General features: G+C 63.1%; 12 protein-coding genes and 1 pseudogene. 5 read left to right on the forward strand and 8 right to left on the reverse strand.

Annotation, left to right across the window (positions count from 1 at the left end; genetic code table 11):
- The first annotated feature begins 233 nt into the window (after positions 1-233).
- Positions 234-668, forward strand: a complete 435-nt coding sequence (locus tag ACQVLG_RS28270; protein WP_474292008.1) for a thioredoxin family protein — start codon at positions 234-236, stop codon at positions 666-668.
- 3 nt (positions 669-671) lie between these two features.
- Here the strand turns inward: ACQVLG_RS28270 and ACQVLG_RS28275 are convergent.
- Positions 672-2,953 (reverse strand): annotated as a pseudogene (locus ACQVLG_RS28275) (xanthine dehydrogenase family protein molybdopterin-binding subunit).
- Between the two features lie 10 nt (positions 2,954-2,963).
- A complete protein-coding gene (locus ACQVLG_RS28280) occupies positions 2,964-6,089 on the reverse strand; it encodes a sensor domain-containing protein (RefSeq protein WP_474292009.1) in 3,126 nt (1,041 codons plus the stop codon).
- 264 nt (positions 6,090-6,353) lie between these two features.
- Between ACQVLG_RS28280 and ACQVLG_RS28285 the strand changes: the two genes are divergently transcribed.
- Positions 6,354-6,860, forward strand: a complete 507-nt coding sequence (locus ACQVLG_RS28285) for a DUF1993 domain-containing protein (RefSeq protein ID WP_034779265.1) — start codon at positions 6,354-6,356, stop codon at positions 6,858-6,860.
- A gap of 156 nt (positions 6,861-7,016) precedes the next feature.
- Here ACQVLG_RS28285 and ACQVLG_RS28290 read toward each other — a convergent pair whose 3' ends face one another.
- Together ACQVLG_RS28290 and ACQVLG_RS28295 are read right to left on the reverse strand one after the other, a co-directional pair.
- A complete protein-coding gene (locus tag ACQVLG_RS28290) occupies positions 7,017-7,211 on the reverse strand; it encodes a DUF1289 domain-containing protein (protein WP_077406743.1) in 195 nt (64 codons plus the stop codon).
- Complete coding sequence (locus ACQVLG_RS28295) at positions 7,211-7,783, reverse strand: DUF1415 domain-containing protein (RefSeq protein ID WP_474292010.1); 573 nt, start codon at positions 7,781-7,783, stop codon at positions 7,211-7,213. The genes ACQVLG_RS28290 and ACQVLG_RS28295 overlap by 1 nt, the downstream gene beginning before the upstream one ends.
- A 339-nt stretch (positions 7,784-8,122) precedes the next feature.
- Here ACQVLG_RS28295 and ACQVLG_RS28300 point away from each other — a divergent pair, with 339 nt between their 5' ends.
- The 3 genes from ACQVLG_RS28300 (at position 8,123) to ACQVLG_RS28310 (ending at position 12,325) form a co-directional block, all read left to right on the forward strand.
- On the forward strand, positions 8,123-9,535 hold the full coding sequence (locus ACQVLG_RS28300; RefSeq protein WP_230540592.1) for a transglycosylase SLT domain-containing protein: 1,413 nt from the start codon (positions 8,123-8,125) through the stop codon (positions 9,533-9,535).
- A 103-nt stretch (positions 9,536-9,638) separates the two neighbouring features.
- Entirely contained in the window at positions 9,639-10,427 is a 789-nt protein-coding gene (gene fabI / locus ACQVLG_RS28305) for an enoyl-ACP reductase FabI (RefSeq protein WP_230540585.1), read from the forward strand.
- A 491-nt stretch (positions 10,428-10,918) separates the two neighbouring features.
- Positions 10,919-12,325 (forward strand): DEAD/DEAH box helicase, encoded by a 1,407-nt coding sequence (locus ACQVLG_RS28310; protein WP_071322891.1) that lies wholly within the window; start codon positions 10,919-10,921, stop codon positions 12,323-12,325.
- A 90-nt stretch (positions 12,326-12,415) separates the two neighbouring features.
- Here the strand turns inward: ACQVLG_RS28310 and ACQVLG_RS28315 are convergent, their stop codons facing one another.
- The 4 genes from ACQVLG_RS28315 to ACQVLG_RS28330 form a co-directional block, all read right to left on the reverse strand.
- Positions 12,416-12,874: an acyl-CoA thioesterase gene (locus ACQVLG_RS28315; protein WP_071326331.1), complete on the reverse strand. Its 459-nt coding sequence runs from the start codon at positions 12,872-12,874 to the stop codon at positions 12,416-12,418.
- A gap of 83 nt (positions 12,875-12,957) precedes the next feature.
- The gene (locus tag ACQVLG_RS28320; protein ID WP_092714661.1) at positions 12,958-13,326 is read right to left on the reverse strand and encodes a hypothetical protein; all 369 of its coding nucleotides are present in this window, start codon (positions 13,324-13,326) and stop codon (positions 12,958-12,960) included.
- Positions 13,327-13,455: 129 nt separating this feature from the next.
- Positions 13,456-13,593 (reverse strand): hypothetical protein, encoded by a 138-nt coding sequence (locus tag ACQVLG_RS28325; protein WP_166674638.1) that lies wholly within the window; start codon positions 13,591-13,593, stop codon positions 13,456-13,458.
- 230 nt (positions 13,594-13,823) lie between these two features.
- Positions 13,824-13,997, reverse strand: coding sequence for a hypothetical protein (locus ACQVLG_RS28330; RefSeq protein WP_230540583.1), 174 nt, complete (start codon positions 13,995-13,997; stop codon positions 13,824-13,826).
- Positions 13,998-14,134 lie beyond the last annotated feature (137 nt).

Below are 14,134 nucleotides of genomic sequence, written 5' to 3' on the forward strand. Positions count from 1 at the left end.
GACACCGGGCAGGGCATGAAAACAGACTGGAGGGGTCAGGCTGCGGGGCCAGGAAACAGCATGGACCAGCGTAATCAGCGCGCAATTATCAGCATTATCCACCAGAAAGGTGTATTGCATCAAAAAACACCCATAAACAAGCTCATGCATTCTCGGGACCGCGGGGGCCGGGCGCGGTAGAATACGCGCATCGGGCGCCCGGCGTCCATCCGCCCTACTCTATACATACGACCATGCACAGCCTGACCCTCACGACCGATAACCGCGCCGACGACGTCGCGGCAGCCCTGGCCGGCCCGCGCTGGACGGTGGCCTGCCTGTGCGCGCTGTGGTGCGGCACCTGCGGCAGCTACCGCGCCACCTTCGAGGAACTGGCCGCGCGCCACCCGGACACCGTCTTCGTCTGGATCGACATCGAAGACCAGGCCGACGTGGTGGGCGACCTCGACATCGACAACTTCCCCACCCTGCTGATCCAGCACGAGGACCAGGTCGCCTTCTTCGGCACGGTGCTGCCCGACGGCGGCCTGGCGCACCGCATGGTGCAGGCGCAGCAGGCGCTCAGCGCGGCCGAACTGGCGGCGCTGGCCTGCAGCACGCAGGAGCGGCGCGACTGGCAGCGCGACTGCAATCTGCGTCATTTACTGGCCGCCACCCTGGCCCAGTAAACATCACCCCAGGCGCAGCGGCAGGCTGCGCAGGCGTTTGCCCGTCAAGCTGAACACGGCGTTGGCTACGGCGGGCGCGATCGGCGGCGTACCGGGCTCGCCCACGCCTTCCGGGTGCTCGGCGCTGGCGATGATGATGGTTTCCACCTCGGGCGTCTGACCCATCCGCAGCACGGGATAGTCGTGGAAGTTGCTCTGCTCGACTTTGCCATCCTTGAAGGTGATCTCGCCGCCCAGTGCCGCCGACAGGCCGAACAGCACGGCCGACTCCATTTGCTGGGCAATGATGTTCGGATTCACGGCGATGCCGCAATCGATGGCGCACACGACGCGCTGCACGCGGATCTCGCCGTTTTCCACCGATACCTGCGCCACTTGCGCCACGATGCTGCCGAACGACTGGTGCAGGGCCACGCCATGCGCATGGCCGGGCGGAGGACTGCCCGCCCTGCTGACGGCCGCGTCGAGCACGGCCAGGTGGCGCGGATGGTTCACCAGCATGGCACGGCGGAAAACGATGCCGTCCTGCCCCGCCGCGTGCGCCAGTTCATCGATAAAGCTTTCCTTGAAGAAAGCGTTGTGCGAATGCCCGACCAGCGCCAGTAGCCGACGGGCACGGCACTGTCGGCGATCACGTGGGCGATGCGCTGGCTGGCGATTTCATACGGCATGTCGAATTCGCCTTCGGCCGTGGTCTTGTCCGGCCCCACGCCGGGCAAGCCGAAATTGCGCTGCAGAAACTGGTGCGTGATGGAACCGCTGACGGATTTGTTGTCCCAGGAAGCGATGCGGCCGTGCTCGTCCAGGCGTGCCGCAAACCGCGCCAGCGCGGCGGGACGGTACATATCGTGCTGCGTGTCCTGCTCGCGCGTCCACACCAGCTGCACGGGCGCGCCATTGCATTGCAGTGCGATGGCCACGGCCTGGGCCACCATATCCACTTCCAGGCGGCGGCCGAAACCGCCACCTAGCAGCAGCACCTCGATGGCCACATCCTTCGCATCGACGCCGGCCACCTTCGCCGCCACATCGACGGCGATGCCGGGCGCCTGCGTCGACACCCACAGCGTCACCTTGCCATTGCTCACCTGCGCGGTGCAGTTGACGGGTTCCATGGCGGCGTGCGCGAGGAAGGGCGCGCGGTATTCGGCCTTGACGCTGCGCAAACCCTGCACGGCTTTACTTTCCACCTCGCCGCTGGCGTGGTAGACATGGCCCGCCTCGGCATCCAGCAGGCGGGCAAACTCCGCATACACGCCGGCACTGGACAAGTTCGCCTGCGGCCCGGCCTTCCACTGCGCCGGCAAGGCGGCGGCCGCCTGTCGGGCGCGCCACCAGGTGTCGGCCACCACGGCGGCGCACGAGGTAACCGATGTGCCGCGCTGGGGCAAGTGCAGCGTCAGGTCCAGCACCTTTTTGACGCCGGGCATGGCGAGCACGGGCGCCGCATCGAACGCAGCCAGGGTATCGCCCAGGCGCGGCGGCAGCTGCAGGGCCGCGTACAGCATGCCGGGCGGACGCGCATCGATGCCGAAACGCGCGCTGCCGTTGACTTTGGACGGCGTGTCGCGGCGCGGCGCCGGCTGGCCGATCAATTTGAAATCCTTGGGGGATTTCAGCACGGGCGTGCCCGGATCGATGGCGGCGGCGCGCTGCGCCAGGCTGGCATAGCTGGCGCGCCGGCCGTCCGGGTGGAGCACGGCGCCGTTTTCCGTGCGGCATTGCTCGGCCGGCACCTGCCACTGCGCGGCGGCGGCTTGCAGCAGCATGGCGCGCGCGCAGGCGCCGGCCTCGCGCATGGGACCCCAGCCATCCTTCACGCTCGACGAGCCGCCCGTGACGATCACGCCCAGTTCGCGCGCCGCCTTGGCCACCGTCCACTGCGCCAGCGCTTTTACGCGGCCCTGGTCATCCGGGTGGAACGGCAGGCTGTCCTTGAGCATGGCCACGTTGCCAAAGATTTTATCCATGGGCGCCTGGATCAGTTTGACGCTGCTCAAAGGCACGTCGAGTTCCTCGGCCACCAGCATGGGCAAGGCCGTGTGCACGCCCTGCCCCATCTCGCTGCGCGGCATGGCCAGGAGCACCGTGCCGTCTGATTGAATCGCCAGCCAGCCGTTCAAGGCCACGGCGCCATCGTGCAGCGGCAGCGGCGCGCTGCCGTGCAGGCGCTGGCGCGGCGGCAGCATGCCCCAGCCCAGCACCAGGGCACCCACGCCGGCCACGCCGAGGCCAAGGCCGCCGAGCAGGAAACGGCGGCGCGACGGGGAGGATTCTGCGGCCATGGGCTGTCCTTTATAGTGGTGAGTGATCGATCCAGCGCTCCAGCATATCCTGTGCCAGCACCGGACGGCTATAAAAATAACCTTGCGCCAGCTTGCAGCCATGGCGCAGCAGGAAGGCGGCCTGCTCTTCCGTCTCCACGCCTTCGGCGATCACCGACAATTGCATGCTCTTGCCCAGCTGGATGATGGCAATCGCGATCGCCTCGTCGTTGACGTCCGTCGAGATATCCTTGATGAAGGAGCGGTCGATCTTCAGGGTTTGCACGGGCAGCTGCTTCAGGTAGGCGAGCGAGGAATAGCCGGTGCCGAAATCGTCGATGGCCAGGCCCACGCCGATCGCGTGCAAGTCGTTGATGAAGCCCAGGGCGTCGCCCGTGTTCATGATCACCGATTCCGTCACTTCCAGCTGCAGCCGCTGCGGCTCCAGGCCCGTTTCCTTCAAGATATCGGCCACCATGCCGGCGATGCTGCCCCGCTCGAACTGTTTTACCGACAGATTCACGGCCATCTTCGGCACGTGCAAGCCCTGCGCCTGCCAGCGCATCATCTGGCGGCACGCTTCGTCGAGCACCCATTTGCCCAGCTGGTTGATGAAACCGCTGTCCTCGGCCAGCGGAATGAAGCGCACGGGCGGCACCAGGCCCAGTTCCGGGTGGTTCCAGCGCACCAGCGCCTCGACGCCGACCAGGCGGCCCGTGTCGATTTCCACCTGCGGCTGGTAATTCAGGAACATCTCGTTCTTTTCCAGCGAGCGGCGCAAGAAGGTTTCCAGGCGCAGGCGCTCGACGCCTTCGCCCGTCATCGACGGCGCATAGAAGCGGTAGCCGTTGCGCCCGCGCGCCTTGGCCTGGTACATGGCCACGTCGGCATTGCGGATCAGCATGTTCAAGTCCAGCGCATCGTCCGGATACAGGCTGATGCCCACGCTGCAGGTGACGAACAATTCGTGGTCGGCCACCGTGAACGGCTGGTCGAACATGGTCATCAGCTTTTCCGCCACCTGCGTCGCGCCGTACTCGCCGTCTATGCCCTCGAGCAACACGATGAACTCGTCGCCGCCCAGGCGCGCCAGGGTATCGCCTTCGCGCAGGCGGGCCGCCAGCTGGCCGGCCACCTTTTGCAGCAATTCGTCGCCCACATGGTGGCCCAGGGTGTCGTTGACATTCTTGAAACGGTCGAGGTCGATGAACAGCACGGCCAGCTGCTCCTGGTCGCGCGCGGCGCGCAGCAGCGCGTGCTGCAGGCGGTCGTGGAACAGCAGGCGGTTCGGCAGCGCCGTCAGCGGGTCGTGGTGGGCCATGTGGTCGAGCTTTTCCTGCGACTGCTTGATCAGGGTGATGTCGCTGAACACGCCCACGTAATGGGTGGTGACGGCGCGCGTGTCGCGCACGGCGCTGATGGTCAGCCACTCGAGGTAAATTTCACCGTTCTTGCGCTGGTGCCAGACTTCGCCGCGCCAGAAGCCGCTGGCGATCAGCTCGTCCCACAGCGCCTGGTAGAACGCCGCGTCGTGGCGCGCCGAGCGGTTCAGCGAGGAATGCCGGCCCAGCGCCTCCGCTTCGCTGTAGCCGGTGATCTGCGTAAACGCCGGGTTGACGGTGACGATGATGCCGTTCGCGTCGACCACCATCACGCCGTCGGCGATGTGTTCGAGCACGGTGGCCGACAGGCGCAGCTTTTCCTCGGCTTCCTTGCGCGCCGTGATGTCGGCATACACCCAGATGCTGCCTTCGTTGGGACGCAGCGGATCGAGTGCGCAGCCGCTCACCAGCGCCCAGAACAGGCTGCCGTCGCGGCGCTGGTACTGGCGCTCTTCGCTGAAGTCGCCCCCCTGGGCCAGGGCCGGATACTGGCGCTCGCCCGCCTCTTCGAAATCATACGAGGAAGTGAAGACGATGGCGGTCGAATTGCCCATCATTTGACCTGGATCATAGCCGAACAGCTCCTCGCAGCGGCGGTTGACGGAAATGATGCGGCGGTGGCGCACGAACATCACGCCGAACATCACGTTGTCCAGAATCGCGCTCTGCTCCGTCAGCAGCGCCTCGATGCGCATCTCGTGGTGCTTGCGCTGGCTGATGTCGGCAATGATGCCGTCGACCCAGATGACGCCCTGCTCGCCCGCCTGAGGCTGGCCATTCTCGGCCACCCAGCGCTCGATGCCGAAAGCGTCGATGATGCGGTATTCCAGCGCATACGGCCGCACCTCGGCCACTGCCTGGCGCACGGCGCGGCGGTGCTCGCGGCGGTCTTCCGGGCAGATCAGGTCGGCCCAGGCGTGCGTGCTGCCGCGCATGAACTGGCGCGCCGAATAGCCGGAAATCTCTTCGATGGCATCGCTGACGAAATCGATGGGGCCGTCGGGCCGGTAGCGGAAGACGGCGCCCGGCACCTGCGTGACGATGGTGCGGAAACGTTCTTCGCGCTGGCCCACGTCCTCGAACAGCTGGCCGATGGCCGCGCGCATTTGCTCGAGCTGGGCCGTCAGGCGCCCCAGCTCGTCATTGCTGTGCGAGGCCAGGGGCGTATCGAAATCGCCGTGCGACAGGCGGTCGGAAAAGCGCGTCAGGCGGCGCAGGGGCTTGAGCAGGCGGCGGTTCAGGAACAGCACGATCAGCGCCATCGACACGGCCAGCTGCGCGCCCAGCACGAAAATGTAGGAGATCTGCTTTTCGCGCAGCTCCTGCTGGCTGCGCGCATCGTCCATCTCGACGACGACATGGCCGATGCGTTCGCCGCGCACGAGGATGTCGCGCTCGGCGCGGTACAGATTGCCCACGGGCCGCTGCGGCGCCTGCAGGCGGATGAATTCCGTGTCGCCCTGCCCCAGCACCTTCACCAGCAGCACGGAGCGGTCGCGCATCACCGATTCGACCAGCGAATGGGCCGATTCCGCATTCATGTTCCACAGCGACTCCTGCATGCCCAGCGCCAGGATGTCGGCATTGCGCTGCAAGGCCTCGTTCAGGCTGGTGCGCGCAGACTGGCGTTCATGCACGCCGACCAGCACATAGCTGCCGAAGAGGGCGGGCACGACCAGGCCGCCAAACACCACCAGCAGCAGGGCGCCATAGATCGACGAGCCGTACAGCACACGCAGGCTGGTGCGCAGGCGCTGGTAAGGTGAATTAAACATGCGGCAACAGGGCAACAGGGATCAGGCGGGCGATCATCGAGCTTTACGGGGGAAACTGGGTGGACGGGGCGGGAAGAAACTTTTTCAGGAGCAATTATGCATGGAAAAAGCGGGAAAAGTCACCAATAAACACGCGCCAGCGGCGACGTCATGCCATATAGACAGGGCCGAAAAAACACACACGCGCGCCGGCGCGCCCGGCCCGCGCCAGCAGAAAAGCGCGCAGCTTGCTATCATCGCGCCACTTTACCTAGAGGAACCACCATGACCTTCTCCATCTACTCCGCATCGATCCCCGTCTTCAAACAGATCCTGGGCAGCCTGGCCGCCATCCTGGACAAGGCGGAAACGCACGCGCAAGACAAGAAAATCGACCCGAACGCCCTGCTGCAATTCCGCCTGTTCCCGGACATGCTGCCGTTCGTGCGCCAGATCCAGATCGCCACCGACTTCGCCAAGGGCTGCGGCGCGCGCCTGGCCGGCGTGGCCGTGCCTCCATATGAAGACAGCGAACAGAGCTTTGCAGAACTGAAAGCGCGCATCGTGAAAACCATCGCCTTCCTGGAAAGCCTGCCGCAAGCGGACATCGACGGCAGCGAAACGCGCGCCATCACCACCGGCAGCGGCGAAAAGACCAAGCACTTCACGGGCCAGACCTATCTGTTCCACTACGCGCTGCCGCACTTCTTCTTCCACGCCACGACGGCGTACGACATCCTGCGCCATAACGGCATCGAAGTCGGCAAGAAAGACTTTATCGGCAGTTACTGAGACGCATAAGCAAATCTACTGCGCGGCGCGCTTTGCGGCCTGCGATGCTCGCCGTACTTGAGTACGGCTGCGCTTCTTAGCCACAAATCATCGCCGCTCGCTACGATTTGCTTAAGCGTCGACGCAATAGGGGGATACTGCTCTATTGCGTCGCTATTAAGTATTCCGGCGCGGATACCCTTGCGAAAGAATCCGCACCCACACCACTTCCTTCTCTTCATCCGTCATCGACACCCAGTGGGCCACTTCCACCACGCTACGGCCGCAGCCGCGGCAGATTTCATCGAAGGTCGTCGAGCACACGGCCACGCAGGGTGTGTCTGGACGCAGCGGCAATTCCTTGTCCGCCATCAAGACACCTTCGGCAAACCGAGTTTTTCCCAGCCTTCGTTGCCCAGCGCTTCCAGTGTGGCAATATTCTTGTCGAAAATTTCCGATGCTTCCGGGAAGGCCTCGACGGCGCGCTCGATGCTGTCTTCGCGCAGCAGGTGCAGGGTCGGGTACGGCGAACGGTTCGTGTAGTTGCTGATGTCGTCCTCGAACGTCTCGGCAAACTGGTAGTTCGGGTGGAAACTGGCCACCTGCAGTTCGCCGGCCAGGTGCATGTCTTCCACGGCCGCATCGGCCACGTCGAGAAACTCGTTGTAGTCGAGGAAGTCGTTCAGGGTGTACGGATGGATCAGCAAGGTCGTGTCGATCTGCTCCGGGTCCGTGTCGGCCAGGGTTTGCAGCTCGTCCATCAGCAGCGCCAGCAGATCTTCCGGGTTCTCAGACTCGCACACCACATAACGGATCTGCTTCTTGACGTGCACGGCCTTGGCGAACGGGCACAGGTTCAGGCCGATCACGGCCTTTTCCAGCCAGGCGACGGTATTGGCGATGATGACGGCGTTGTCGTCGTCGTGGCGCGGCGGGGTGTTCATATGCTTGACTCTCTATCAATAAGGCGGCCGGCAGCCGAATGGCCGGCCAAAGCCAAATTGTACGCACTCTTTGCGCAGTCTCATACCGGACGGCTGCCACGCTTGCGCCAGCCTTCCCGACATGTATGCTATAACAGCGGCCGAATCACGCATCGGGCAAATTAAATTTGCAATAATGACAGCATTTGCGAATGGAAACTCAGCCGTTACCCGCTTATTGCCGCTTATTTCCTGTCATCATGCTGACATAATTCTTGACTCCTGCATGTGGATATACGTACACTCGCACCTGAATCATGGGTCTGTCCGATGTTTCTCCGACGACAACAATGGAACACTATGCACGAAAACTCCTTTAAATCTACCGTCCTGGCGGCGTTGGCCCTGGCGCTTGCGCCCGCCCTCAGCCAGGCGTACGAAGCCGGTGTTGAGAGCGATAACGCGCCAGTCGCCGCCGCCGCACCCGCCCTGATCCCGATGACCGCCCAGGTCACGGCGAAACTCCCCACCCTCGACAACCGCCTGCAAAAGACCGACCGCCTGCTGAAAAACCTCAGCGACAATTCCGATCCGCTGCGCGAAGCCGACGTCTGGGGCCGCATCCGCAGCGGCTATGCGATTCCCGACATCAACAACCAGCTGGTGGCCAACCACGTCAACTGGTACGCCACCCGCCCCGACTACATCGCCCGCACCACGGCGCGCGCCTCGCGCTACATCTTCCACGTGGTGCAGGAACTGGAAAAGCGCGGCATGCCGACGGAACTGGCCTTGCTGCCGTTCATCGAGTCCGCCTTCAACCCGCAAGCGTTCTCCAGCGCCAATGCGGCCGGCATGTGGCAATTCGTGCCCGCCACGGGGCGCGATTTCAACCTCAAGCAAAACATGTTCAAGGACGAGCGCCGCGGCGTGCTGGCCTCGACCGATGCGGCCCTGACGTATCTGCAGCGCCTGTATGACATGTTTGGCGACTGGCAACTGGCCCTGGCCGCCTACAACTGGGGCGAAGGCTCGGTGCAGCGCGCCATCAAGAAAAACCAGGCGCTGGGCAAGCCGACCGATTTCGAAAGCCTGGCCGACCTGATGCCGGCCGAAACGCGCAACTACGTGCCGAAATTGCAAGCGGTCAAGAACATCATCGCCAATCCGGCCCAGTTCGGCCTGACCCTGCCCGTGGTCGACAACCAGCCGTATTTCACGGCCATTGACAAGACCAGCGACATCGACATCACCGTCGCCGCCCAGCTGGCCGAACTGTCGATGGATGAATTCAAGGCCTTGAATCCGCAATTCAACCGCCCCGTCATCATCGGCGGCGAAAAGACGAAGATTCTGTTGCCACAGGAAAACGCTGCCAAGTTCACCACCAACCTGGCGCAATGGGGCCATGCCTTGTCGAGCTGGACCACGCACAAGATCACGAATGCGCGCGAGCGCATCGAAACCCTGGCGTCGAAATTCGGCACCACGGCCGACGTGCTGCGCCAGGCCAACAACATTCCGCAGCGCACCAGCCTGCGCGCCGGCTCCACCATCCTCGTGCCGAAGACTTCGGCCACGATGAACAAGGACATCACCCAGGAAATCGCCGACAGCGCCACCATGCTGCTGGAAGCGGATCGTCCGGAACGGGCCGCCAAGGCACTGCGCCGCGCCGCCAAGGGCGGCAAGGCGCAAACGGCGCCAATTTCCCTGGTGAAACCGCGCATCCAGCGCGGCGGTGGCAACAGTCGCGCCAAGGCCCGTCACTGATCGCCTGAGCTGTATTGACCTACCTCACCGGCCGCCACAGCATTGCTGTCGCGGCCGGTTGCACATCCGCCTTACCCGCCCACCTACCCAGACAGGAGTCGTCATGGCTTTCTTGCAAGGCAAAAAAATCCTCATCACGGGCTTGCTGTCGAACCGCTCCATCGCCTATGGCATCGCCAAGGCTTGCCACCGCGAAGGCGCCACGCTCGCCTTCACCTATGTGGGCGAGCGCTTCAAGGAGCGCATCACGGAGTTTGCGGCGGAATTCGGCAGCGAACTGGTGTTCGACTGCGACGTGTCCAGCGATGAACAGATCGCGGCCGTCTTCCGTGACCTGGCGCAGCACTGGGAACACCTCGATGGCCTGGTGCATGCCATCGGCTTCGCCCCGCGCGAGGCGATCGCCGGCGACTTCCTCGACGGCCTGTCGCGCGACAGCTTCCGCATCGCGCACGATATTTCCGCCTACAGCTTTCCCGCCATGGCCAAGGCCGCCCTGCCCCTGCTGCATCCGGGCGCCTCGGTGCTGACCCTGACTTACCTGGGCGCCGTGCGCGCCGTGCCCTACTACAACACCATGGGCCTGGCCAAGGCATCGCTGGAAGCGTCCGTGCGCTACCTGGCCGAATCGCTGGGCCCGCGCGGTATCCGCGCCAACGGCATCTCCGCCGGCCCCATCAAGACCCTGGCCGCCTCCGGCATCAAGGATTTCAGCAAACTCCTGGGCTTCGTGGCCGAGCACGCCCCGCTGCGCCGCAACGTCACCATCGAAGAGGTCGGCAACACGGCCGCCTTCCTGCTGTCCGACCTGGCTTCCGGCATCACGGGCGAGATTACCTACGTCGATGGCGGCTTTTCGCAAGTGATGGCCGTCAATCCCGAAGTAGAGTAATTGGCACCTGGTCGACGTGGCGCAAGCGGCCCGGCAAATCAACCTGGCCAGGGAAACGCGGCAGGCGCCGCCGCTGCCCGCCGACATCGTGGCCATGCTCCATTAAACGGAAGAAAACTACGTATTCTTACTGATTTCACATAGGAAACATGATCAAAACGTGGTAGGACTGTCGTTTCTTCCCATTTAGGCCGTGCAAAACGGCGGCAAATACGGTATAGTGTCGTTGTGCGCTGCAATATGTTTCCTTGAAGCGATGGCAACACCGCAGTTACATGCACTACAAACTTAGCAGCTTCGCAAGCCTTAGCGCATCCACAGGATGCCGCTTAATAAAGCCCCCTCCCGCCTTGTGTGTCGCACCTGACACCGTCCCGGCGCAAAGCTTTTGTGCCGAAATTTCTTTCTAGTTGAGTCATTTCGTTTTGGTTGGCGTTGCTATTTTGCGTTCTGCTTTTTGCAAGAACGCTGATTTTCACGAAAGAAAAAGAATGACATTTGAATCCTTAGGCCTGCATCCGTCCATCCTCGCCGCTCTGACCGAATCGGGCTACACCGCGCCAACCGCGGTACAGTCGCAAGCGATTCCAGCCGCGATCGAAGGCCGTGACCTGCTGGTCTCGTCGCAGACCGGTTCGGGCAAGACGGCAGCTTTCATGCTGCCATCGCTGCACAAACTGGCCAGCGCCGAACAAAGCGCCGCCGGCAAGACGCCAAACCAGGAAATGCAAGCATCGCGCGCCCGCGGCGAGCGTCCACGTTTCAAGGCTGCCCAGCCAAAAATGCTGGTGCTGACGCCAACGCGCGAACTGGCCCTGCAAGTGACGACCAACACCGACAAGTACAGCACCGGCATCCGCCGCATCAAGGCTGTGTCGATCCTGGGTGGCATGCCTTACCCTAAACAGATGCAATTGCTGGCCAAGAATCCTGAGATCCTGGTCGCTACCCCTGGCCGCCTGATCGACCACATGGATTCGGGCAAGATCGACTTCTCGCAACTGGAAATCCTGGTGCTGGACGAAGCCGACCGCATGCTGGACATGGGTTTCATCGACGACATCGAAAAGATCGTCGAAGCGACGCCGGAAGGCCGTCAAACCATGCTGTTCTCGGCAACGCTGGATGGCGTGGTCGGCAACATGGCGCGCCGCATCACGAAAAACCCGCTGGTCATCCAGGTGGCAAGTTCGAGCAACAAGCATGAAAACATCACGCAGCGCGTCCACTTCGTCGACGACCTGTCGCACAAGAATCGCCTGCTGGACCACCTGCTGCGCGACGAAACCTTGGACCAGGCTGTTGTGTTCACCGCCACCAAGCGTGACGCCGACACCATCGCCGACCGCCTGAACATCGCCGGTTTCTCGGCTGCCGCCTTGCACGGCGACATGCATCAGGGCGCGCGCAACCGCACCCTGGACGGCATGCGCCGCGGCCAGGTCAAGGTGCTGGTCGCCACCGACGTTGCCGCCCGCGGTATCGACGTGCCAACGATCACCCACGTGTTCAACTACGATCTGCCGAAGTTCCCGGAAGACTACGTCCACCGCATCGGCCGTACCGGCCGCGCTGGCCGCAATGGCCTGGCCATCTCGCTGGTGAACCACGCTGAAGGCATGAACGTCAAGCGCATCGAACGCTTCACCAAGCAATTGATCCCGGTCAATGTCATCGAAGGTTTCGAACCGAAGAAAACGGCATCGGCACCACGTTCGAGCGCCCGTCCAGGCGGCTGGAAACCAGGCGACAACCGTGGCGGCGCGAAGCCAGGCCAGCGCACGTTCAGCAAGCCAGGCGCACCACGCAAAGACGGCGCTCCTAGCACCGGCGGCGGCTACAAGGGTTCGAACCCGCGCAGCACCGACGGCGCACGCCGCAGCTACGGCGACCGTTAATCACGGCGCCATGCCGCCAACGGGCGGCAAGCAATAAAAAAACGGCCACCAGATCGCTCTGGCGGCCGTTTTTTTTATGCCCGCAACGCTTTATTTCTTCGACACCTTCTGGCGCGACAGCTTGCGCAGCTTGGCCTGCTCGAAGCGCACCTGCTGCTCCGGCGTTTCCAGCGCCAGCGGCGGCACGGCCACGGGCTTGCGGTTGGCGTCCACGGCCACCATGGTGAAATAGCAGCTGTTGGCGTGGCGCACCAGGCGCTGCTGGATGTTTTCCGTCACCACGCGGATGCCCACTTCCATCGACGTCGTGCCCGTGTAATTGATCGAGGCCAGGAACGTCACCAGTTCGCCCACGTGGATAGGCTGCAAAAACATCACCTGGTCCACCGACAGGGTCACCACATAGCTGCCCGAATAGCGGCTGGCGCAGGCGTAGGCGACGCTGTCGAGGTATTTCAGGATGGTGCCGCCGTGCACGTTGCCGGAAAAGTTGGCCATATCGGGCGTCATCAGGACCGTCATCGTCAGTTCGTGGGCCGACCAGTTCATCGCGCTGTCCAAAGTGTTCTCCAAGGGGAAATAATAGGGGGATGTGAAAACCGGCCCCAGGGGCCGGTTGCCGGGACAGGCTGTTACAGTCCCAGGGTATCGATATCGGCCAGCGAGTCGCGGCCCTTGTCGGAAATGTCGTGACCCTCGCCTTCGGCGCGCGCCACGATGTGGGCTTTCTTGCCCAGGAAATAGGCCACGTCCGTATCCAGCTTGGTCAGCGGATCGGCGGCCACGGCGCGCAGCCCCATGATGCAGCGGCGCAGGAACAGCAGTTGTTGTGCCTTATCCGTGATGGACAGACGGCCGTCGCGTGCATAGCTGAGCAGCTTCAGGCCGGACAGGCGCTTGGCATTGCGGGCAACGCAAGCACTGGGGCGCTCGGTCTTGATGCCGCGTGCAACTTGCTCCAGCGCGTCATATTCATCGGTTGTTAATTTCTCGTTCTTCATTACTTTTCCATAAAAGGCCAGGTGTTCGGCCCCCATGGTACGCGCCCCGCTGCGCATCGGCAACAGGCAACGTGATTCAGTCGCCGCCCGCCACACGGACGGCGTGCTGAAAAGGCGCGTGGAGTGCGCTTATTTGTAGGTGCGCAGCAGCAACCACGCCAGGCCGCAACCGGCCACGGCACCCGCCAGGGCCAGCGCCGCGAGGTTCTTGCTGGTGATCACAGGGCGACGGCCCAAGTAGATTTTGTTATGCAAGGAATTGCCCATGATGGTCTCCTGTACAAGAATTTTTATGATGTCTCATTATAAGAACAGAATCGTGACGGCCGCATGACACACAGCAGTTAGCGCTTGATTTGTATCCACTCGGCAACGTTTATTGGCATTTTTGTTGTTTAAATGGCGTGGCTACCCGGCCGCCCGCGCAATCCATTTCCGGCTAGAAATAAACAGCGCGCGGCAGCGGCTCGGCCGCTCAGGTGGGCGACGACTTGCTCTCAGCCCATCTTGACGGGCGGCGGCGGCGGCGTCGGCTCCTCGACCGGCACGGGATCCGTGTGCGGCGGCTTTTCCGGCGGCGGCGTCAGCGGATCGCCTTCGGGCGGCGGCGGGATATCCGGTTCAGGCGTGCTGTGCGCACGCAGCGGGGCATGGCGGGATCGTGGTTGCATGGTGACCTCCTTTGCCCCCACTGTAGCCCATGGCGGGAAAGACTGGCGCCCGCAAGCCGCGCCACAGGCGGACTAAAACGTCGACTTTTTTTACACAAGCGCGAAAAATGGCCACGCTTTTTTTATAAGTCATTGAA

The organism is Janthinobacterium sp. TPC_1, assembly GCF_056037845.1.